At 76.4% G+C, this 20,820-nt stretch carries 17 protein-coding genes and 1 pseudogene; 11 read left to right on the top strand and 7 right to left on the bottom strand.

Features of this window, described 5'->3' with window-relative positions:
• Window positions 1-311 precede the first annotated feature (311 nt).
• The gene (locus OG550_RS28440) at window positions 312-1,175 is read right to left on the bottom strand and encodes a thermonuclease family protein (protein ID WP_327682277.1); all 864 of its coding nucleotides are present in this window, start codon (window positions 1,173-1,175) and stop codon (window positions 312-314) included.
• Window positions 1,176-1,513: 338 nt separating this feature from the next.
• Here OG550_RS28440 and OG550_RS28445 point away from each other — a divergent pair, with 338 nt between their 5' ends.
• Entirely contained in the window at window positions 1,514-2,314 is an 801-nt protein-coding gene (locus OG550_RS28445; RefSeq protein WP_327682279.1) for an MBL fold metallo-hydrolase, read from the top strand.
• A gap of 159 nt (window positions 2,315-2,473) precedes the next feature.
• On the opposite strand, the gene OG550_RS28450 is transcribed toward OG550_RS28445, so the two are convergent.
• Both OG550_RS28450 and OG550_RS28455 read right to left on the bottom strand, forming a co-directional pair.
• On the bottom strand, window positions 2,474-3,751 hold the full coding sequence (locus tag OG550_RS28450; RefSeq protein ID WP_327682281.1) for a carbohydrate-binding protein: 1,278 nt from the start codon (window positions 3,749-3,751) through the stop codon (window positions 2,474-2,476).
• Between the two features lie 438 nt (window positions 3,752-4,189).
• Window positions 4,190-5,080, bottom strand: coding sequence for a LysR family transcriptional regulator (locus OG550_RS28455; protein ID WP_327682283.1), 891 nt, complete (start codon window positions 5,078-5,080; stop codon window positions 4,190-4,192).
• Between the two features lie 173 nt (window positions 5,081-5,253).
• On the opposite strand from OG550_RS28455, the gene OG550_RS28460 reads away from it, so the two are divergent.
• The 5 genes from OG550_RS28460 (at window position 5,254) to OG550_RS28480 (ending at window position 9,979) form a co-directional block, all read left to right on the top strand.
• Window positions 5,254-6,279, top strand: a complete 1,026-nt coding sequence (locus OG550_RS28460; RefSeq protein ID WP_327682285.1) for a DMT family transporter — start codon at window positions 5,254-5,256, stop codon at window positions 6,277-6,279.
• A 9-nt stretch (window positions 6,280-6,288) separates the two neighbouring features.
• Window positions 6,289-7,872: a sensor histidine kinase gene (locus tag OG550_RS28465; protein WP_327682288.1), complete on the top strand. Its 1,584-nt coding sequence runs from the start codon at window positions 6,289-6,291 to the stop codon at window positions 7,870-7,872.
• Window positions 7,860-8,525 carry a response regulator transcription factor gene (locus tag OG550_RS28470; protein WP_327682290.1) on the top strand — a complete coding sequence of 222 codons (666 nt, stop codon included), beginning with the start codon at window positions 7,860-7,862 and terminating at the stop codon, window positions 8,523-8,525. The genes OG550_RS28465 and OG550_RS28470 overlap by 13 nt, the downstream gene beginning before the upstream one ends.
• Before the next feature lie 205 nt (window positions 8,526-8,730).
• Window positions 8,731-9,426: an alpha/beta fold hydrolase gene (locus OG550_RS28475; RefSeq protein ID WP_327682292.1), complete on the top strand. Its 696-nt coding sequence runs from the start codon at window positions 8,731-8,733 to the stop codon at window positions 9,424-9,426.
• A 172-nt stretch (window positions 9,427-9,598) separates the two neighbouring features.
• Complete coding sequence (locus OG550_RS28480) at window positions 9,599-9,979, top strand: TipAS antibiotic-recognition domain-containing protein (RefSeq protein WP_327682294.1); 381 nt, start codon at window positions 9,599-9,601, stop codon at window positions 9,977-9,979.
• Between the two features lie 251 nt (window positions 9,980-10,230).
• Here OG550_RS28480 and OG550_RS28485 read toward each other — a convergent pair whose 3' ends face one another.
• The 4 genes and pseudogenes from OG550_RS28485 to OG550_RS28500 form a co-directional block, all read right to left on the bottom strand.
• Window positions 10,231-10,686, bottom strand: a complete 456-nt coding sequence (locus OG550_RS28485) for an AraC family transcriptional regulator (RefSeq protein WP_327682296.1) — start codon at window positions 10,684-10,686, stop codon at window positions 10,231-10,233.
• A gap of 167 nt (window positions 10,687-10,853) precedes the next feature.
• Window positions 10,854-11,177, bottom strand: coding sequence for a hypothetical protein (locus tag OG550_RS28490; protein WP_327682298.1), 324 nt, complete (start codon window positions 11,175-11,177; stop codon window positions 10,854-10,856).
• Between the two features lie 278 nt (window positions 11,178-11,455).
• Window positions 11,456-12,580: pseudogene (locus tag OG550_RS28495) on the bottom strand (glycosyltransferase family 4 protein); the annotation flags it as partial.
• Window positions 12,577-14,091, bottom strand: a complete 1,515-nt coding sequence (locus OG550_RS28500) for a hypothetical protein (protein ID WP_327682302.1) — start codon at window positions 14,089-14,091, stop codon at window positions 12,577-12,579. The gene OG550_RS28500 and the pseudogene OG550_RS28495, both read right to left, overlap by 4 nt.
• Window positions 14,092-14,460: 369 nt before the next feature.
• On the opposite strand from OG550_RS28500, the gene OG550_RS28505 reads away from it, so the two are divergent.
• From OG550_RS28505 to OG550_RS28525, 5 genes are all read left to right on the top strand, one after another.
• Entirely contained in the window at window positions 14,461-15,507 is a 1,047-nt protein-coding gene (locus OG550_RS28505) for a GNAT family N-acetyltransferase (protein WP_327682304.1), read from the top strand.
• A gap of 161 nt (window positions 15,508-15,668) precedes the next feature.
• Entirely contained in the window at window positions 15,669-16,457 is a 789-nt protein-coding gene (locus OG550_RS28510; protein WP_327682306.1) for an aminotransferase class IV, read from the top strand.
• A gap of 380 nt (window positions 16,458-16,837) precedes the next feature.
• Window positions 16,838-17,038: a hypothetical protein gene (locus OG550_RS28515; RefSeq protein WP_327682307.1), complete on the top strand. Its 201-nt coding sequence runs from the start codon at window positions 16,838-16,840 to the stop codon at window positions 17,036-17,038.
• Between the two features lie 249 nt (window positions 17,039-17,287).
• Window positions 17,288-18,085 carry an ABC transporter ATP-binding protein gene (locus tag OG550_RS28520; RefSeq protein ID WP_327682308.1) on the top strand — a complete coding sequence of 266 codons (798 nt, stop codon included), beginning with the start codon at window positions 17,288-17,290 and terminating at the stop codon, window positions 18,083-18,085.
• Window positions 18,082-20,646 carry an FtsX-like permease family protein gene (locus tag OG550_RS28525; protein WP_327682311.1) on the top strand — a complete coding sequence of 855 codons (2,565 nt, stop codon included), beginning with the start codon at window positions 18,082-18,084 and terminating at the stop codon, window positions 20,644-20,646. Before OG550_RS28520 ends, OG550_RS28525 begins: the two co-directional genes overlap by 4 nt.
• Window positions 20,647-20,820: the final 174 nt, after the last annotated feature.

Consider the following 20,820-nt stretch of genomic DNA (forward strand, 5'->3'; position numbering starts at 1 on the left):
CGCGTACTCGTCAATGGCTGTGGCGGTCCGGCGGCGCCGCCGGGCGGGGCGGTGATCACGGGGGTGCGCGGTGGCGCACACGCACCACCGGTACGGCCGAAGGGGTCCTGGGTGCTCGCGCCGCCGGAGGCCCGGCGTCCGCGCCGGGGATGAGAATCCGCTGGGAGTACGGGTGTTCGTTTCGCGCCGTGGCGCCGCCGCCGCAGCGCGCCCCGTCCGCGCCTCCGTCCGCGCCTCCGTCCGCGCTCCGCCCGGGCGCGGACGGGCCCGGGCGGGCCGGCGCCCCGCCCGGGCCCGGATCCGGGGGTGGCTCACCCCTCGGTGAAGACCAGGTCCTCGACCTCGACGGTCATCCGCACGGCGTTGCCGTTGAGGACCTGGACCAGCGGCTTGAGGCTCAGCTCGGTCCGGTCGGCCGGGAGGACCTTGACCTGGTCCTGTGCGCCGGCCAGGAAGGCGGGGAGGCAGGTCAGGGACTCCCCGACCAGGTTGAAGTGGTCGACCAGCCGCCGGAACAGCTTGGGGAGCAGTACCAGTCCGGTGAGCGCCGCCATGTCGGGGATGACCGCCCCGGTGGCGGAGGTGGTGACGTCGTCCCGCCACAGCCCCGTCCTGTCGGTGCGGGCCCGGTGCGCGACGGTGGTCAGTTCGGCGCGGAGGTCCGGGAACAGCTTGCTGTAGAAGGTGGGGTAGGCCAGGCCCTTGGTGAGCAGGTCGTGGTTGGCGGTGGTCCGCAGCAGCGGGACGTCCACCTGGATCTGGCTGCCGTCGGCGCCGGGCGGGGCGCCGACGCCGATCAGGGCGACGCAGCGGCCGAGGTTGTCGGCGCCGGTGGTGGTGATCCAGCCGGGCGTGGTGGCGGGGGTGGCGGCGACGACCTTCTCGCCGTCGTGCTGGACGTTGGTGAAGCCGAGGAAGGCGAGCAGCGTGTCCCGGGCCGCGTGGGCGAACTCGTGGGGCTGGCTGACCTCGGGCCCGGTCCGGTCGTAGTGGGTCTCCAGGGCGTCCACGGCGTCGAGCCGGAGTCTGGTCTCCCCGGTGGCGGTGCTGTGTTTGACCGGACAGCCAGGGAGCCGGTCCCAGGCCTTCGGGTCGGTCGGGACGAAGCGGACGGTGTCGCCGTCCGGCTCGGATCCGATGATCTTGTAGGAGCCGTGGACCAGGAGCATCGTCATGGCAGCCTCTTCGCGGTGCTGGGGGAGCCGTCCGCCCGGTCGGGGGCGCCGGCCCGCGCGAGGGGCCGTCATGGTCGGTGGTGCCCGGTGACGGGCGGCGGCGGGGTGGCGCCACTGTAGGTTCGTGCCCGATCCGGTTCAACCACCCCCGGCGTGTTGCCCGTTCGGCGCGTCGCCGGTGCGCGCTCCGCCGACGGAGTGGCGCCTGCCCGGGTGGGGAGACCGCGAGCACGTCCGTCCGCCCGTCCGGCGCCTGTCCGTCCGCCCGCCCGGCGTCCGTCCGTACGGCGCCCGTCGGCCCGGGAATGGCGGCCGGGCCCGGGTGGTTGCGGACGATCATGCGCATCGGTGACATCGAGATCCTCCCCGTCCGCGACGGCACCGGCCGGGAGGCGGCGAGGGACATCCTCGGCCGCCCGGGGGTGGCCGACCCCTGGGAGTGCCACGCCGAGCACCTGCACCCGGACGGCAGCCTGGAACTCCCGCTCGGCGGGTTCTGCGTGCGGACCGGCGACCGGGTGGTCCTGGTCGACACCGGCCTCGGCCGCCACGACGACGGCCGGTACACCGGCGGCGCCCTGCCCGACGCGCTCGCCGCGTACGGCATCCGGCCGGACGAGGTGACCGACGTCGTCCTCACCCACCTGCACGCCGACCACATCGGCTGGGTGTCGGACGAGGGCCGGCCGGTCTTCCCGAACGCCGTCCACCGGCTGCACCGCGCCGACTGGGAGCACTTCGTCAGCGGCGGCGGTCCGGCGACGGCGGGCCCGGCGGCCGCCAAGTTCGCGCCGGTCGAGGACCGGCTCGAACTGTTCGACGAGGACTTCACCGTCGCGCCCGGGCTCGACGCCCGTCACGCCCCCGGCCACACGCCCGGGTCGACCGTCTACGTGGCCTCCTCCGGCGGGCGGCGCGCCCTGCTGCTCGGCGACGTGGTCCACTCGGTGGTCCAGCTCGCCGAGCGGGACTGGGAGGTGGTGTGGGACGTCGACCCGGTCGCCGCCTCGGCCGTCCGCAACCGGATCGCGGACGAGGCCGCCGACACCGGGGACGTCCTGGTCGCCGGTCACTTCCCCGGCCTGCGCTTCGGCCGGGTGGTCACCGTGGACGGCCCGCGCCGCTTCGTCGCGGTGTAGCCCGGAGGGGCGCCACGATGTCCCGGCGCCACGGCGCCACGGCGTCCCGGTGGCCCGGCGGGTGGTGGCGTGGCGCACGGCCGGCCCGTCGCCGGGCGGGCCGGTCGTGCGCCACGCCGTGTCACGCCATGCCGCCCCCGCGGGCGACGGGACGGACGTTCAGCAGGGGCCGTCGTCCGACCAGACGCCCCACTGCCCGCTCGCGGACGGGTTCTCGTTCAGCGTCCACCACTTGGCGTGGTACTTGTGGCCGTTGTACGAGACCTTGTTGCCGCTGGTGTACGTCGTGCCGGAGCTCCACGGCGGGTCGGTGCAGGCCCCCGGGCTGGTCGGCGGCGTGGTGGGCGGTGTGGTGTGCGTGGTCGGCGGCGTGGCGCCGGCGAACCGCACGGTGAACTTCGTGAAGTCCCAGTCGTTCTGGACCACGCTGGAGCAGGATCCGGACAGTCCCGGGTCGACCGTCCCGGGGCACTGCCGGTCCCGGTTGACCGACCAGTAGGTGTACCGGGCCAGCTTGTGCGCGAGCGCGAAGTCCAGCACCGCCTGGAAGTCCGCCTGGCGGAAGTACTCGGCGACGTCGGTGCGGCCGTTCATCAGCGAGACGCCCTCGTGCGCGTACGCCTCCGCCTCCGACCAGCCGAAGGTGGTCCGCAGGATCTGGTTGAACTTCACCAGCGCGTCGGTCTGCGCCGCCGCGCCGTTGAAGCCCCCGTCGAAGGGCATGATCGAGTAGTTGTCGGGCGTGAACCCCTGCGCCTTGGCCTCGTTGAGCATCTGCTGCCCGAACCAGCCGGTGCCGCCCGCGGTGGTGCCGGCGGTGGTGATCGAGACGTAGAGCCCCGGGTTGTCGCGCTGGAGGATGCGGGCCGCACCGATCTCGTTGCGGATCGCGGCGGCGTTCTCGTACTCGGGCTCCTCCAGGTCGAAGTCGATGGCCTTCAACTGGTACTTGGTGACGACCTTCTGGTACCCGGCGGCGGTGGCCTCCGGCGTCCCGCAGGTCTGCCCGAGCTTGGTGCCGCCGTACCCGCCGACCGACACCGAGACGTCGCCGCCCTTGGCCCGGACGGTCTGGATCACCGCGGGCATCACGGTGTCGGTGTCGATCGACGAGGTGCCGCCCCAGGCGGGGCTGCAGCCGCCCTTGTCCAGGATGAACGCCAGCTGGAAGGCCTTCTGGCCGGTGGCGTCCATCACGGTGGAGACGTCCGGCGGGCTGTTGTCCTCGGGCATCAGGTACGGCGCGGAGGCGTACCAGTTGCTGCCGATGCCGCCCGCGGCCGGCGCGACGGCCGCCGTGGTCGCGTTCGCGGCGACCGCCGCGAGCCCGCCGGCGACCAGCCCGAGCACCCCGGCCACCGCGAGGGCGGCCCGTTGCGGGCCGAACGGCAGCCGTCTTCTGGAGTGTCGTGGTTGTGGGGGAAGTGCGCGTTCCATGGATACCTCTCAGGAAACGGCGGAGGAAGGCCCGCCCGCACCGGTTCTCGGGGGCGGCGCGCCGGGCCGGGATCGCCCGCGGCGGGACCGGGTCGTCGGTCGTCGCAGGGCCTCCACTGGTATAGACCTGTCAGGAAGTGGCCGTCAACGGGGCGGGAAGCTCGTCCGCGTGCGATCCGGCGGGCGGCCGCCGCTGCGGGTGGTCCGGAGGGCGACCGCCCGCGTCCCGTTCGAGGGCGTTGCGCCACCGGCTGACCGGCCACGGCGGTCCGGCGCGGGGCCGTCCGGCGCCGGGCCGTCCGGCGCCGGGCCGTGCGGGGTGGGACGGCACCGGCCGGGTGCGGGTGCCCGACGCGGATTCCCCGCGGGCGCGGGTGCGGTGGCCTGGAGGGTGCGGTGGCGTCGCGGGTGCGATGGTCTGTCGGGCGCGGGCGGCGCTCAGGTGGCCGGGGCGTCAGACCTGCCGGTGCGGACGGCGGCGAGCAGGCCGCTGACGGCCGGTGACCACGGCCGCCCGGCCGGGCCGGTCAGCGTGAGCGTCCGGTGCACGGCCGGCCGGAGCGGGACGAGCACGCACTCCGGCGGCAGCATCGGCTGCGCCAGCGCCGGCATCACCGAGACGCCCACGCCCGCGTGCACCATGCCGATCAGCGTGTTGAGGTCCCGGATCCGGTGCCGGGGCGTGAACCGGATGCCCGCCCGGCGGTAGGCCTTCCGGACTTGCTGCTCGCAACCGCCCTCCGAGAGGAGGAAGTCGTCGTCCTCCAGGTCGGCGACGCCGACGGCCGCCTCGCCCGCGAGCGGGTGGTCGCGGCGCAGCAGCGCGTGCATGGCGTCCCTCCCGAGCGCGACCGCCCCCGGCGGCGCCGTCGCCGTGTCGACGAGGACCGCCGCGTCCACGGTGCCGGCCTCCAGCCAGACGGCCAGCTCGTCGTCCTCGCCCTCGAAGACCCGCACGGTCAGCCGCGGGTGCGCGGCGCGCCAGTCGCGCAGCAGGCCGGGGAGCAGGCCCTGGCAGACGGTGGTGGGCGCGGCCAGCCGCACCGTTCCGGTGAGCCCGCCCGAGTGGTGGGCGGCGATCGCGTGGACGGCCGCCGCGGAGGCGACCGCCGTCCGGGCGTGCGGCAGGATCCGCTCGCCCAGCGGGGTCGGCCGCGCCGGTGCGCCCCGGTGCAGGACGGGTGCGCCCAGGGCGCGTTCCAGGGCCGCCACCGCGTGCGAGACGGCGGACTGGCTGACGCCCAACTCGGCCGCCGCCGACCCGAAACCGCCCGCGTCGGCCACCGCGACCAGTGCCCTGAGCTGGGCGAGGTTCACCTCTGCTGCCATGAGACTTCCTCATCCACTGCGCACTATGACTTGTTGGACTCATGATCCGCCGACGCGCCACCCTCTGTCCACGCGGTCGGTCGGGCGGCCTGCGCGGTGCTCTCCGGAGGCCGCGCGGAGCGGCCCGCCGCCCGGAGCGAGGGACGAGGGACCGAGGAAGGCGGGTGGTCCGGATGCGACGGCACCGGTGGCCGGGGTTCGTGGCACTGTCGGCGATCTGGGGTGCGAGCTTCGCGCTGATCAAGGTGGCCGTCGACGCGGGGGTGCCCCCGGTCTGGGTGGCCTGCTGGCGGTGCCTCCTCGGCGCGGCCGCACTCTGGGCGATCCTCGCCCTCCGGCGGGAGGCCGCCCCGCGCTCGCCCGCCGTCTGGGGCCACTCCGCCGTGGTGGCCGTACTGCTGAACGCGGCGCCGTTCGTCCTCTTCTCCTACGGCGAGACGCGGATCAGTTCGGTGCTGGCCGGGGTGCTGAACGCCACCACCCCGCTGTTCGCCCTGCTCTTCGCGGTCGCCACCGTCGCCGAGGAGCGCCGTCCCGGTCCGCGCCGGCTCGCCGGGCTCGGGCTCGGCTTCGCCGGGGTGCTCACCGTCCTCGGCGTCTGGCGCGGGATCGGCACCTCCTCCGGAGAGGCGGCCGGCGGCCTCGCCTGCCTGGCCGCCGCCTGCTGCTACGGGGCCGGCTTCGCCTACCTGCGCCGCCACCTCGCCGGCCGGCCGCACTCGGCGACCGCCCTCGCCACCGCGCAGATCACCTGCGGCGGGGTGGAACTCGCCCTGGCCGCACCGCTCGCCGCCGGCGCCCCGCACTGGCCCGGCGCCGGACCGGCCGCCGCACTGCTGGTCCTCGGCGCCCTCGGCACCGGCGTGGCCTACATCCTCAACCTCGACCTGGTCCGCACCGCGGGGACGGCGGTCGCCGCCGCCGTCACCTACGTCACGCCGCTCTGGTCGACCGCGTTCGGTGCCCTGCTGCTCGCCGAACCGGTCGGCTGGAACACCCTGCTCGGCGGGCTCGCCGTGATCGGCGCGGTCGCCCTCACCCGTCAGCCGCCCGCCGGTGCCGGTGCCGGTGCCGCTGCCGCTGCCGCTGCCGGGGGAGGGGGAGGGGGCGGGAGTGGGAGCGGCGGAGGGGCGGCTCAGGGCGGCCGGCTCCGCCGGGGCCGGCGGAGCGGCCGGAAGGCGCGTCAGCCGGTCGGTTAGGGTGGCTCGATGGGCAAGGGGCGGGCAGGCGAGAGCGGTCGTACGGGTACGGCCCTCCACGGCGGGCACCCGGACGCCGCCGGGCCGGTCATCGCCGAACCGGCCGCCGCCGAACCGGACACCTCCCGCCGGAACGCCGGACGACCCCCCTCCGGGCCCGCGTCCGGTGCGGCCGAACCCCCTGACGGCGGCCCCGGGCAGCCGTCACCGCCGTCACCGCCGTCGCAGCCCGTCGCCGTCTGGGCCGCGCTGCGCGCCCACCCGCTCCGCTTCCCGTTCACCCGCCACGTGCCGCGCTGCTGGGCCTACCTGGTCGGCGGTGCGCTGCTCGGCCTGCCGGTGACGGTCCTCCTCGTCCTCCTCACCGTGCTCGGCCTCGCCCTCTCCGTGGCGGGCATCGGCCTGCCGCTGCTGCTCGCCGTCGCGCTCGCCGGCCTGCCCGCCGGGGCCCTCGAACGCCGTCGGCTCCGGCTGGTCGAACCCCACCCCGTACCGGACCCGCACCCCGTACTGCCCGGTGCCGGGCGCCGCGCCCGGCTGCGGACCCGGCTGCGCGAGCGGGCGACCTGGCGGGAACTCGCGCACACCGCGCTGGCCGTCCCCGCGCTCACCGCGGCCGGGCTCGGCCTCACCGCCCTGCTGGGGTTCTCCGCGGCGCTGGTCGTGAGTCCGGTCGTGGTCTGGGCGCTCGCCCCCGAGACCGTGATGCTGATCCCCGGCCACGCCGTCCCCGGACCGCTCCAGGCGCTCCCGGCGACCGCCGTCGGGTTCGCGGGCCTGCTGCTCGGCGCCTACGCGGGCGCCCTGCTGACCACCGCCCACGTCCGGCTGGCGCGGCTGCTGCTCGGCCCGCGCGAGGAGGACCACGGGGCGCAGGTCCTCGAACTGACCCGCTCGCGCGCCCGGTTGGCCGACGCCTTCGAGGCCGAGCGCCGCCGCATCGAACGCGATCTGCACGACGGAGCCCAGCAGCAGCTCGTCGCCTTGACCATGACCCTCGGCCTCGCCGCCCACGAACTGCGCGAGCGCGCCCGGCCGACGGGCACCGCGGCCCACCCGGCCGTCCCGGACCCGGCCGTCCCGGACCCGGCCGCGCGGACCGCCCCGGCCCCGACGGCCCCGGACCCGGCCGCCGTGCTCGTCGACCGCGCCCGGGCCGAGGCCCGGAAGGCCCTGGAACAGCTGCGCGACCTCGTCCGCGGCATCCACCCCCAGGTGCTCACCGACCACGGGCTGCCCGCCGCCGTCGCGGAGGTCGCGCTGCGCCACCCCGTCCCCGTGCAGGTCGACCTCGACCTGCCCGGCCGACTGCCCGGCCCGGTCGAGAGCACCGCCTACTTCACCGTCACCGAGGCGCTCACCAACGCCGCCAAGCACAGCGGTGCCACCGCCGTCACCGTCCACGGACGGGTGGCCGACGGCCGGCTGGTGATCCAGGTGACCGACGACGGCTGCGGCGGGGCCGACCCGGCCGCCGGAGCCGGACTGCAGGGACTGGCCGACCGGGTGGCGATCCTGAGAGGACGACTCATGGTGACCAGTCCGACCGGCGGGCCGACCAGGCTCCGGCTGGAGGTGCCGTGCTCCGGCTAGTCATCGCCGAGGACGCCGTGCTGCTCCGGGCCGGCCTCGTCGAACTGCTCACCCGGGGCGGCCACCGGGTGGTCGCCGCCGTCGGGGACGCCGCCGCACTCGCCGCCGCGGTGGACGCCGAGCGGCCGGACGCCGTCGTCACCGACGTCCGGATGCCGCCCGACTTCCACGACGAGGGCCTGCGCGCCGCCCTCGAACTCCGCGAACGCCACACCGGCCTGCCCGTCCTGGTCCTCTCCCAGTACGTGGCGACCCCGTACGCGACCAGGCTGCTCGGTGCCGCGGGCGCGCAACGGGCCGGGCTCGGCTACCTGCTCAAGGACCGGGTCGGCGACGTCGGCGACTTCCTGGACGCGCTGCGCCGGGTGGCCGGCGGCGAGACCGTGATCGACCCGGAGGTGGTCCGCGTGCTGCTCCGTCAGCAGTCCGCCGACCGCCCGCTCGCCCGGCTCACCCCGCGCGAGCGCGAGGTGCTGGGGCTGATGGCGGAGGGCCTGAACAACCAGGCCCTCGGGGCCAGGCTGAGCATCACGGAGGCGTCGGTGGTCAAGCACTGCGGGAACATCTTCATGAAGCTGGACCTCGACCCGGCCGAGGGCAACCGCCGCGTGCTCGCCGTCCTCGCCCACCTCGCGGACCTGCGCGGCGAGTAGGCGCCGGGCCGCAGGGCGTTCGCGCCCGGCGGCGCGCGCACGGCAGTACGCGCCCCGCACGCCCGAGACCGGCCGCCCGCCCGCGGCCGCCCGCCCGGCCGCGACCGGCCGCCCGGCCGCGACCGGCCGCCCGCCCGAGACCGGCCGCCTGCCCGCGCCCGCACGCCCCGGACCGGTTGTCGTACCCGGCGGCTACCGTGCCGCCATGACGGAATTCGTACTGGTGGCAGGTGCGTGGCTCGGCTCCTGGGCGTGGGACGACGTGGTCCCCGACCTGCGGGCGGCCGGGCACGGCGCCCATCCGCTGACCCTGTCCGGCCTCGCCGAGCGGCGCGGCGAGCCCGCCGGCCAGCAGGCCCACGTCCAGGACGTCGTCGACCTGGTCGAGCGCCGGGACCTCCGCGACGTGGTCCTCGTCGGCCACAGCTACTCCGTCGTCCCGGTCGGCCAGGCCGCCGAGCGGATCGGCGACCGGCTGGCGCACGTGGTGTTCGTCGACGCCGTCGTCCCGGTCGACGGCGAGCCGTTCGTCGCCGCCGGGCCGTGGGGCAAGGAGGTGGCGGAGGCGGTCGCCGCCAACGTGGGCTTCTGGCCGCCGCTCACCGCCGCCGACTTCGCGGGCCAGGGCCTCACCGACGAGCAGATCACCCGCATCGTGGCCGGGGCCACCCCGCACCCCGGCGGCAGCCTCACCGAGCCCGCCGCCCTCGCCCGCCCGCTCGGGGAACTCCCGGCGACGTACCTCACCTGCCTGCTCGACAGCCCCGAGCCGCCCGCCGCCGTGGCCGCCCTCCTCACCGGCCCCACCTGGCACGCGGCCGAGCTGCGGACCGGCCACTGGCCGATGTTCTCCGAGCCCCGTGAACTGGCCCGCGTCCTGCTGGAGGCCGCGGCCCGCTGAACGGGGAGCGCCCGGCCCCGGTCCCGGTCCCGGTTCCCGCAGCGGCTCGGTAAATGGCTTGCCGGTCCGGCGGGTGAGTGTCACTGTTCGGGCTGGATCGGCAGTCGGTCGATTTCGGCACGTCGACTTTCTCGTCGACTGAAGTCGCCGGACAACCACGAGAATTGGTGCCATGGGGAATCAGTACGACGACGAGTGCCGCCGGTCGATGGCCGAGGAGCAGGCGAAGAGCCTCGCCGAGACCGGCGACTGGGGCCACGTGGACAGGGAGCAGGTCCACCAGGACTGGGACGTCCTGTACAGGGAGATCGCGGTCGGCGTGGACGGCTCCCTGCCCGGGGACCGGCAGACCCAGGAGCTCGTGCGCAGGCACTTCGATATCGCCTGCCGCTTCTACACCCCTTCCCGGCGGGCCTACGTCGGTATGGCGCTCTTCTACGCGGAGGACGACGCCATGAGGGATTTCCACAACTCCTACCATCCCAGGATGGTGGAATTCCTGGGTGACGCCATGAGGATATTCGCCGACCGGGGTACCGGTTTCGCGTCGTAGGACGGGATCCGGGATTTCGGCGGTCGTTCGCCGCCGGGGTCGGCCCGGCACGTCGGTTCGGCACGTCGGCTCGGTGAGCGGGCGGGAGTGGGTGCGAGGACGGGGCGGGCACGGCCCTCCGGGATCGCGGAATTCCCCGCGCTCCGTGATCCGGGTGGAAGACCGTGCCCGCGGGTGCGTCGCCGCCGCCCGCGCCCGCCCCCGAGCGGTTCGGCGCGACCCGGGGCGACCCGGTTCGGCCCGGCGCCGACTCAGAGCACGGGAACGCAGATCTCGCACAAGCGGGCCGCCACCATGGGCGGGCGGTACCGCTCCAGGACCGGCCGGGCCGCGTCGAGGCCGAAGCCCGCGTCCGCCAGCGCGTCGAAAAGTCCGGCCCAGGCGCGCGACACCCCCTCGGCCGTGTGGTCCACGGTGAGGACCGCGTACCGGCCGCCGGCCAGTCGACCCTCCGCCACCTCGGGGTCGCGGATTCCGGTGCCCTGCGGCGGTACGACGAGGCAGGTGTCGTACCGGCAGTCCTCGGGCCGGGTCAGCGCCGGGTCGTCCCGGGCGATCCCCAGGACGGCCGAGTCGGGCCGGAGCAGACCGTTCTCCGCGGCCCATTTCTTGAGCCTCTCCATCTGGGCACCGTTCTCCGGCCCGTACGGGCCGGTGCGCCTCAGGTAGGCGATCCGGAATTCGGGAAGTTCCTCCACCGTGAACACTGATTTCTCCCTCGATCGGGCGGCAGGTATTTCACGGTAGCAAGGTATAAAAATTCCCACGGCCGGTACTAAAAGGAGAATGGAAATCGGGCCGGGTGTGCCGGTGTACGGGCGTACCGGTGTACGGGCGTACCGGTGTACGGGCGTACCGGTGCACGGGCGTGCGGTCAGGCGTCGGGCGCGGCCTCGTCCGTGGCGGCCGCGCCGCCCTCGTCGGCACCTCCGTCGTGGTCCGGGGCCGACTTCGGGGCGGTGTTCTTGTCGGTGGCGGGGAGGGGGAGGGTCTCGGGCCTCCGCTCCAGCCAGCGGTAGGACCACTCGCGGTGGACGGTCAGCTCGTCGGCCCAGGGGAAGGCCTCAGGGGCCAGCTCCCGGACGGCGCCGACGATCTGATCGGTCGCACTGTCGACCCGTGCGCTGCGGATGTTGGTGTCGAGCCCCTCCGGAACGTGGAACTCGAAGGTGAGCTTGAGAACGCGCCTGCTGGGCATGGGCCCTCCCCTGGGATATGACGAGGCGTCAGCATGTCACGGATCGGGGGAGGGGCTCCGCGGGTGACCTGTCTGGAGGTGATCGGCTACTCCCGGTCGGGCTCCGGGCGACCCGCTCGCACCGCCCGGGAGCCGGCGGACGCGGCGGACGGGCCTGCGGCGGCAGGCGCCTCGGCGCCCCCCGAGCGATCCGGTCCCTCGGCGCCGCCCAAGTCCTCGGCGCCGCCCAAGTCCTCGGAGTCCTCGGAGTCCTCGGAGTCCTCCGACTCGTTCGCGTCGCCGGGGGTCAGGAGGGCGGCCAGGCGATGGGCGGTGGCCTCCCAGGACCACTGCTCCCGCACCCACCGGCGGCCGGCCCCGCCCATGCGGGCCCGTTCGGCGGCGGGCGCGCGGAGTATGCGGATGATCGCCCCGGCGACGGCGGCATCGTCCCGCCCGTCGACGACGGTGCCGCTGACGCCGTCGAGGACGGCGTCCGGTGCGCCGCCCGAGCGGCCCGCGACGACGGGCAGGCCGGAGGCCGCGGCCTCCAGGAACACGATGCCGAGGCCCTCCGCCTCCAGGCCCGCCCGCCGCGTCCGGCAGGGCATCGCGAACACGTCGGCCGCCGCGTAGACGTCGGGCGTCCGTGCGTGCTCCCGGCCGCCGGCGAACACGACCGAGCCGGGCTCGGTGCACCGGAGCGCGAGGTCGCGCAGCCGCCGCTCGTCCGGACCCTGGCCGACCAGCACCAGTACGGTGCCGGGGACGGCCTGCCGGACCAGCGGGAGCGCGCGGATCAGGGCGTCCTGGCCCTTGCGGGGGACCAGCCGGGCCACGCAGAGGACGACCGGTGCGGCCGGGCCGCCCCCGGCCGGTCGGCGAGGGTCCTGCCGGGGCCGGAACAGGTCGGAGTCGACTCCGGGCACCAGTCGTTCCAGCCGGGCGGCGGGCCCGAGGGTGGGGGCGATCCGGTCCCGGGTGTACGGGCCGAGGTAGGTGACGACGTCGACGCTGTCGCCGATCCGCCGCAACAGCCGCCGGGCGACCGGGGTGCGCGCCCACCAGATCTCGTGGCCGTGCGTGGTGGCGACGGTCCGCCGGATCCCCGGGGCCTGGCGGCGGAGCCCGGGCGTCATCGCGGCGAGCGGTGCGGCGGCGCCGAACCAGACCCGGTCGCAGCCGTACGCCCGGGCGATCTCGGCGGCCCGGCGGGTGACCCGGCCGGTGGGCAGCAGCATCCGGGCCCGGTCGCGGATCACCGGGAAGGGGAGCGCGGCGTCGTGCCGGGCGGCCTCCGGTTCGTCCGAGGTGTAGACGACGACCTCGCCGCCGGGCAGCCGGGTGGCCATGGCGTGGACGAAGGTCTCGATGCCGCCCTGCCGGGGCGGGAAGTCGTTGGTGACGATGAGTGTGCTGCTCATGGGGTGGATGCGACCTCGGTTCGGGGGCGGGTGGTGCTGGTGCTGGTGCTGGTACGGGGGACAGGACGGGCGGCGGCGGAGTGCGGGGCTGAGGCTCGGGCCGTCGTGGGTGCGCGCGGGGGGCGGCGGGGCGCGGGCCGACCGCCGGTGTCCGTCCGCGTCGGCACCGGCACCGGTACCGGCACCGGTACGGGCGGGGCGGGTGCGGGCGGGACGGACAGGGCCGTGGGCGCGGCGGTGGCGGCAGCAGCGACGGCGGTGGCAGTGGCGGCGGCGTCCGGGCCGGTGCCTTGGGGATCCGTCCGCCGACGGCCGGTCCCGCCCAGCCGGGCGAGGAGGACGAGGAGGACGGGCAGCGCGAGGTAGCCGTACCGCCCGGCGGGCGCCAGCAGGAAGGCCAGGGCCAGCCCGAGCGCAAGCCGCTCGGCGGCGCCGACGGCGTCCCTGGGCGGGCGTCGGACCAGCGAGACGGCGACGGCGAGTCCGGCGAGCAGCAGGAGGGCGGTGGCCGCGTACCAGCCGGCCGGGCCGAGGTCGGCGAGCAGACGGCCGGGCAGCGGGCTGCTCGCCGGGGTGGGCAGCCCGCCGCGCCCGGTCGGGAAGGCGAACACCTGCTCCACCAGCGGACCGGGCGAGCGCAGCACGGCGGGCAGGACGAGCACGGCCGTGCCGGCCACGGCGGCGGCCGTGGCGCGCACCGCCGCCCGCCGACCCGCGGTGGCCGCCAGGAGGGCGGCGGTCACCGCGACCGCGGGCCAGGCCGTCCACTTGAGCGCGCAGGCCAGGGCGAGGGCGGACCCGGCACCGAGCGGCCTGGCCCGGCCGGCCAGGGCGAGCGCCAGGCAGCAGAGTCCGGTCAGCGGCAGGTCGACCCCGCTGACGCAGAGCGGCAGCGCGACCGGCGGCGAGGCGAGCAGCGCGGCGGCCGCCGTGCCGACGGGCACGCCGAACACCCCGGAGACCGGCGCTCCCGCGACGCCGAGCCGAAGCCGCTCACGCCGAGCCTGCCCGCGCCGCGCCCGCCTGGGTCGAGCACGTCCGGGCAGGACCCACCGGCGACCGCATGGGCCGGCCGCCGCCACCAGGCAGCCGAGGAACACGGCGGCACACCAGAGCCTGGCGTCACCGAGCACCCTGGCCGGCCAGCCGTCCGACCCGAGCAGCGCCCGGGGCAGCCCGAACAGCGCCATGCCGGGCAGGTAGGGCGTGTACTCGGCGACCGTGCGCGGGTCGGCCAGGTACGGCGTGCCGTGCCGGAGCAGCAGCTCGCCCGACCGTTCGATGACGGCGACCTCGCTCTGCCCCTGCCCGGTCGCGAGCAGGAGGAGCAGCGGCGCGGCGACCGCACCCACGAGCGCGACGACGGCCGCGTACCGGGGCGCCCACCGCCAGGGCAGCACCAGTACGGCCACCGCGGCCGCCACGTACCCCGCCGCGGCGCACAGCCCCCAACTCCGGTGCGGTCCCAGCCCGGAGACGAGCGGGAACGCTCCCGCCCACCCGGCGGCCACCAGCCACCCGCCGCACCACAGCAGCCGCCGCCCGCCGGGAGGGCGACGGCCGGAGAGGCCGGGATGAGCGTGGTGATCGGGGTGATCGGTGGAGCGCGGAAGGTCCGGACGGACGCGGTTAATCAGCACCACTTCATTGCAGCGGCGCAGGTCAGCGAGGTCATGACGGCCAGGTCGAGTCCTCTGGTCGGGTTTCCCCTACCACCGGCCGAGGCGCGGAGGCGGGCCGCGCGCCGAGCGGATGACGTGGTGCAAGGTACCGGCCCCTCTCCTGCGAAGTGGTGCTCCGAACACAGGAATTCGTATCCGATCTGACGTTCGGTGTCCATCGAATTACGTTCCGTGCCCACGGCTCGCTATCGTGGACGCGTGGCGAGGTCCTGGGATGCGGCGGTGGAGCGGATGCAGGCGCGGTTGGGGTCGGCGCCCGGGGTGCGGGCGGTGCGGGAGGGCGAGGGCCGGCGGTTCGCGCTCTGGGACCTCGCGTCGCGCGCCGAAGGGGAGTTGGGGGAGGTGGTGGACCCGGAGGCGCTCGGTCCGGCGGAGGAGCGGGCGCTGCGGGAGCGGCTCGGCGAGAGCGGCCGCGAGTGGCCCGACGGTGAGCTGTACCGCCGTCGCTTCTGGCTGACCGGCACCGAGGAGGAGGCCGACGCGGGGTCCGACGCAGGGCCGGGCGCGGGCCCCGGCCCGGGCTCCGCCGGCTCCGCCCCGGGCGGCGGCGAGGCGCCCCCCGTGGGCACGGTCGCGGTCGACAACTGGACGAAGGGGCCCGGCCAGTCGGCCGTCTCCTCGCTCTACCTGCGCCCCGCCGTGCGCGGCCGCGGCCTCGCCGCGACGGCGCTCGACCAGGTCTACCGGGCCGCCACCGCCGAGGGCCTGCCCGGCTACCGGCTGGAGGCGCACTGGACCTGGCAGCACGCCGTCCGCTACTACCTGCGCCGCGGCCTCTGGGTGGTCTCCTGGAAGCACGCCGTCGGACTGGCCCGGATGCCCCAACTGCCGCCCTACCGGGTGCGGGAGGAGGAGGGCCGGCTCGTCCTGCTGATCGCGGACCGGCCGTCGGAGCCGGCGGGCGGCTGGACGCCGCTGCTCAGCGCAGGGCGTGAGGGCCGCTGGCTGCGGCTGGACGAGACCGCGGCCCACCGGCAGGCCGACGGCTGGGTGCGCGACTACGCCCGTTCGACGCTCGCCCTCCACCTCGCGCTCGCCGGCCACCCGCTGGTCCGCGGCCCGCAGCGGTGGGCGGAGGCCTGGCGCTGGTCGGACGCGGGCGAGCCGGAGGGCCTCGCGTACCGGATCGAGCACGTCGAGCGGTCGGCCCGCGACGGCGGCCGCCCGGTCACGACCCCGTACCGCCCCACGGCGGCGGGTACCGCCGGCGACCCGGGCGGAGCACCCGGCGAGCCCGTGAACTGACCCCGCCCGCTCGGCTGCGCTCGCCCGCTCGGCTGCGCTCGCCCGCTCGGCTGCGCTCGCCCGCTCGGCTGCGCTCGCCCGCTCGGCTGCGCTCGCCCGCTCGGCTGCGCTCGCCCGCTCGGCTGCGCTCGCGCGGCAGCCGACCTGGGAGACTCGGCGGCATGGCAGAGATCGAGATCGACGGCGCGCCCGCCGACCCCGCACAGCTCGCTGCGCTGGGCCTGCTGAACTACGGGCACTTCACCACCCTGCGCGCCGAGGCGGGCCGGGCCCGCGGGCTGGGGCTCCACCTCGACCGGCTGGTCCGCGACTGCCGTACGGTCTTCGGGGCCGCGCTGGACCGGGAGCTGGTCCGGGCCCGGATCCGCCGTGTCCTCCCCGCCGACGGCGCACCGGTGATCGTCCGGGTCACCGTGTTCGACCCGGCGCTCGGCCTGGAGCGTCCGGCCGCACCCGCCGAGCCCCGGCTGCTGGTCACCACCCGCCCGGCCCCGGCGGCCGTGCCCGGGCCGCTGCGGGTCCGCACCGCCGCGTACCGGCGGGAGCTGCCCGAGGTGAAGCACGTCGGCCTGTTCGGGCTGCTCCACCACCGCCGGCAGGCCCAACTGGCCGGCTACGACGACGCGCTGCTCGTCGACCCGGACGGGCACATCACCGAGGGCGCCACCTGGAACCTCGCCCTGTACGACGGCCGTGAGCTGGTCCTCCCGGACGCCGCCGCCCTGCCCGGCGTCACCGAGGCGCTGCTCGCCGGTGCCCACCGGGGCCCGCAGCGGCGCGAGCGCGTCGCACCGACCGGCCTGGACCGCTTCGTCGCCGCCGTCGCCCTCAACGCGGGCGCGGGCGTCCGCCCGGTGGCGGCGATCGACGGTACGGCGTTCGACCCGGCCCACCCCGTCGTCGCCGAGCTCCGCGCCGCGTACGAGGGGATCGAGGCCGAGGAGATCTGACCCGGCGGACCGGCCGCGCGTGAGGCGGCCCAGCAGGGCGGACCGGCCGCCGTGCGCGGCGTTCCACCGGCTCTCCGGCCTCCGCGCCGAGCGGCCCCACCTGCGGTCCGGACCCGTTGCCCGGGTCGGCTCCCATCCGGACGGATGCCCGCGGACACACTGCGGTCGGCGTCCCCCGCCCCGCGCCGGGTGCGGTTTCGACCAGGCCTCCCCGCCAGGCAGGTCGGGGAGCGCCGGTCCGACTGCGCCGCGTCGTCGAGGATCAGCTGCGCCGGCGTGGTCGGCAGGAGCATCCCGCCTGCAGTGCCGACTGCCATGGGTGCTCGGCCGCCCACCGCTCGACCGGTCGGAACGGCTCCGGTTCCTGCTCCGCTTCTCCCGTGGCCGAGGCGCTCATGGGGCAGCGGCCGACCAAGCAACTGGAGGACAGGCTGGGAGCGATCGACGCGAGGCTGAAGGACCTGGCTGACAGCTACGGTCTGGCCAATGCGCCGGAGATCCGAGACGAGAGGGAGCGCAGACTGGAGGCCGTGCGGGAGCGGAGTCAAGCGCGCAGGGCAGCCGGACCGGGCCTCACCTGAAGGCCCTCGTGAGGAGCGTTCCTCGCCGGGTGCCGCTGTCCGTGCGGGCCGGGTGGGTACCCGGCGCGGGGCGAACCGCGGGGCGGCGCCGGGTGCGCCCCGCCCCGCCGGAGCCGGCGCCACCCGCGGAGGGCTCCGGGGGATAACCCCACCCCCGGTCCGCCAGCGGCCTCCATGGTCCGCCGCGCCCCGTCTTCCTAGCCTGGAACACGTCGACGACCAGCGACGATCTCCGAAGGAAGGCCCCTCATGGCACCGCGCCGCACCCGTCCCCAGCCCGAGCCGTACGGGCGCTCCGCCGCCCACACCGCGATCGAGCTGCGCGGCGTCCGGCGCAGCTACGGCCGGGGCGGCGAGACCGTGCACGCCCTGCGCGGTGTCGACCTGGCCCTCGGGCACGGCACCTTCACCGCCGTCATGGGCCCGTCCGGCTCCGGCAAGAGCACCTTCCTGCAGTGCGCGGCCGGCCTGGACCGCCCAACCGCCGGCGAGGTCTACCTGGGCGGCGAGGAGATCACCAAGCTGAGCGAGAACCGGCTCACCAAGCTGCGCCGCAGCCGAATCGGCTTCGTCTTCCAGTCCTTCAACCTGCTGCCCTCGCTGACGGTGCTGCAGAACGTGCTGCTCCCGCAGCGCCTCGCCGGGGAGCGCCAGGACCGGGGCCGGGCGCGGGAGCTGCTGGCCCAGGTCGGTCTCGGCGACCACGCGGGGCGGCGGCCGGGGCAGTTGTCCGGCGGCCAGCAGCAGCGGGTGGCGATCGCCCGCGCGCTGATCACCAGCCCGGACGTGGTCTTCGCGGACGAGCCGACCGGCGCGCTGGACACCCGGACCGCGCACGAGGTGCTGGGTCTGCTCCGGCACGCGGTGGACGCGATGGGCGCCACCGTCGTGATGGTGACGCACGATCCGGTGGCCGCCTCGGTCGCCGACCGGGTGCTGTTCCTGGCCGACGGCGCGCTCGCCGACGAGCTGCACCGGCCGGACCCGCGGACCATCGCCGACCGGATGGTCACGCTGGCCGCGCGCCCGGTGGGGGCTGCGGCATGAGCAACGGACTCGCCCGCGCCTCGGTGCGCTTCCGCCCGGCCTCCTTCGTCGGCACCTTCGTCGCGCTGCTGTTCGCCGCGGCCGTCGTGACGGCCTGCGGCACCCTGCTGCAGACCGGCCTCACCGCCTCCGTGCCGCCCGGCCGGTACGCGGGCACTCCGGTGGTGGTGGCGGCCGACCCGTCGGTCAGCATCACCTTCAAGTCCGCGGACGACACCGAGACGGAGAGCCAGGCGGTGCCGGAGCGGGCCCGCGTGGACGCGGGGCTGGTGGCCCGGATCGCCGCCCGGCCGGGGGTGGCCGCGGCCCGTCCGGACAGCGCGTTCCCGCTGCACGGCGCCGTCGGGGGTCCGTTGGCCGGCCCGCCGCCGACCGGCCGGGGCTTCGCCTCGCTCGGCATCGCCGGGCTCGGCGAGAAGCTGGTCGAGGGCCGCGCCCCGGCGGCCGGCGAGATCGTCCTGGACGCCGACACGGCGCGCGCCGCCAAGCTGGCGCCCGGCGCCACCGTCACGCTCACCGCGCCCGCCGGCGGCGGAAGCTACCTGGTCTCCGGCCTCGCGGCCCCGCAGCAGGCCGGCCCGTCCGGCCCGCGGACCCCGACGGTCTGGTTCGCCGACGGGACGGCCGACCGGATCTCCGGCCACCCCGGCCGGGTGGACGCGATCGCCGTCCAGCCCCGCGAGGGCGTGGACGGCAGGGCGCTCGCCGAGCAGGTCCGGCAGGCCGTCGGCGACGACGCGCAGGTGCTGACCGGGGACGAGCGCGGCACCGTCGAGCAGCCCGCGCTCACCGAGGCCCGCACCATGCTGACCGCGCTGGGCGGGTCCTTCGGCGGCACCGCCACCATGACCGCGGTCTTCGTGGTCGTGTCCACCGTGGCCCTGGCCACCGGCCAGCGTGCCCGGGAGTTCGCGCTGCTGCGCGCCATCGGTGCCACGCCCCGGCAGATCCGCCGGACCATCGCCACCGAGGCGATGCTGGTCGCCCCGCTCGCGGGGGCACTGGGCATCCTGCCGGGGCTGGCCCTGGCCCGCTGGTGGTTCGACGCGATGGTGGAGCGCGGTGCCGTGCCGGAGGCGGTGGAGCTGTCGGTCGGCCCGGTGCCGATGCTGGCCGCCGTCGGCGTGTGCACGCTCGCCGCGCTGGGCGCCGGGTTCGTCGCCGCCCGCGGCCCGGCCCGGATGCGGGCCGGTCAGGCGCTCGGGGCGGCGGCCGTCGAGGCCGGCCGTCCGGGCCGGGTGCGCACCGTCGTCGGGCTGCTCTTCGCGGCGGGCGGCGTGGCACTGGCCGGCCTCGCCTCGGCGCTGAAGGGCTCGGACGCCGCCAACACCGCGCTCGGTGTGGTGATGTGCTTCATGACGGCCGTCGCGCTGCTCGGTCCCTGGGTGGCCCGCGCCGCGGCCGGTGTCCTCGGGGCGCCGCTGCGGGCCGGTGGCGCGCCCGGCTCGCTGGCCGCCGACAACACCCGTGCCAACGCCCGCCGGCTGGCCTCCGCGATCACGCCGATCGCCATGGTCACCGCCTTCTGCGGCACCCTGCTCTTCATGCAGAGCACCATCCGGTACGAGACCGGGGAGCAGGTGCGGGCCGGCATCGCCGCCGACCACGTGCTCGCCTCCACCGGGCCGGGCCTGCCCGCCGGCACCGCCGAACGGGCCGCGAAGGTGCCCGGTGTGGAGGCGGCCGTGGGTGTGCTGCGCACCGGTGTCGTCTACCGCACCGGCCAGACGATGAGCACCGCCAACGCGCTGGGCGTCGCCGGTGACCCGGCCCGGCTGTCCAGGGTGCTCGACCTCGGGGTGCACCGGGGCTCGCTGGCCGACCTCGGACGCTCGGCGGACACCGTGGCGCTGGCCCGGGGCACGGCCGAGGAGCTGGGTGTCGAGGTCGGCGACCGGGTCCCGCTCTGGCTGGGGGACGGGACGGAGGCGAAGCCGCTGCTGGTCGCCACGTACGAGCGCGGGCTCGGCTTCGGGCAGGCGCTGCTGCCGCGGGCGGCCGTCGCCGAGCACGTCACGGCCGACTACGACAGCCAGGTGCTGGTCGCGGACGCGCCGGGGGCCGACCGGGCCGCCGTGGCGAAGCAGCTGGCGGGGGTGGGCGGCGGGACGGGCCTGCTGGTCACCGACCGGGCCGGGTTCGTCGCCCGGGCCGACAAGGACCAGGAGCTCGGTGCCTGGGCGAACACCGTGATGGCGGGGGTGCTGGGCGGGTTCGCGGCGGTCGCCGCCGCCAACACCCTGGTGATGACGGTGCTGGACCGGCGCCGTGAGGTGGCGCTGCTCCGGCTGGCCGGGACCACCCGGCGGCAGGTGCGCGGCATGATGCGCTGGGAGGCGCTGCTGGTCGCCGCGACCGGCCTGGTGGTCGGCGGGGTGATCGCCTGGGTCACCCTGGTGCCGATCGCCCGGGGGATCGCCGACGCGGCGCCGCACGTGCCGGTCGGGCTCGTGCTGCCGCTGGTCGCCGGGGCGGTGCTGCTCTGCCTGGCCGCGACGGCGCTGCCGGCCCGGGCCCTGCTGCGGTCCCGCCCGGTGACGATGGGCGGCGGTCGGCAGTAGCGGGACGGGGCTCCGGCCCGCCGGAGGCGACGGGGGTGTCGCCGACGGGACCGGAGCCCCGTCCCCGATGAGGGGTGGAACAGGCGCCCACCCACACAAGGGGGCGTGAACGGGCGGTGCGCGCGGGTCCGGCGCACCGCCCGTTCGGGTGACAATGCCGCGCCGAACCGGCGC

The sequence above is a fragment of the Kitasatospora sp. NBC_00458 genome (genome assembly GCF_036013975.1).
Classification (GTDB): domain Bacteria; phylum Actinomycetota; class Actinomycetes; order Streptomycetales; family Streptomycetaceae; genus Kitasatospora.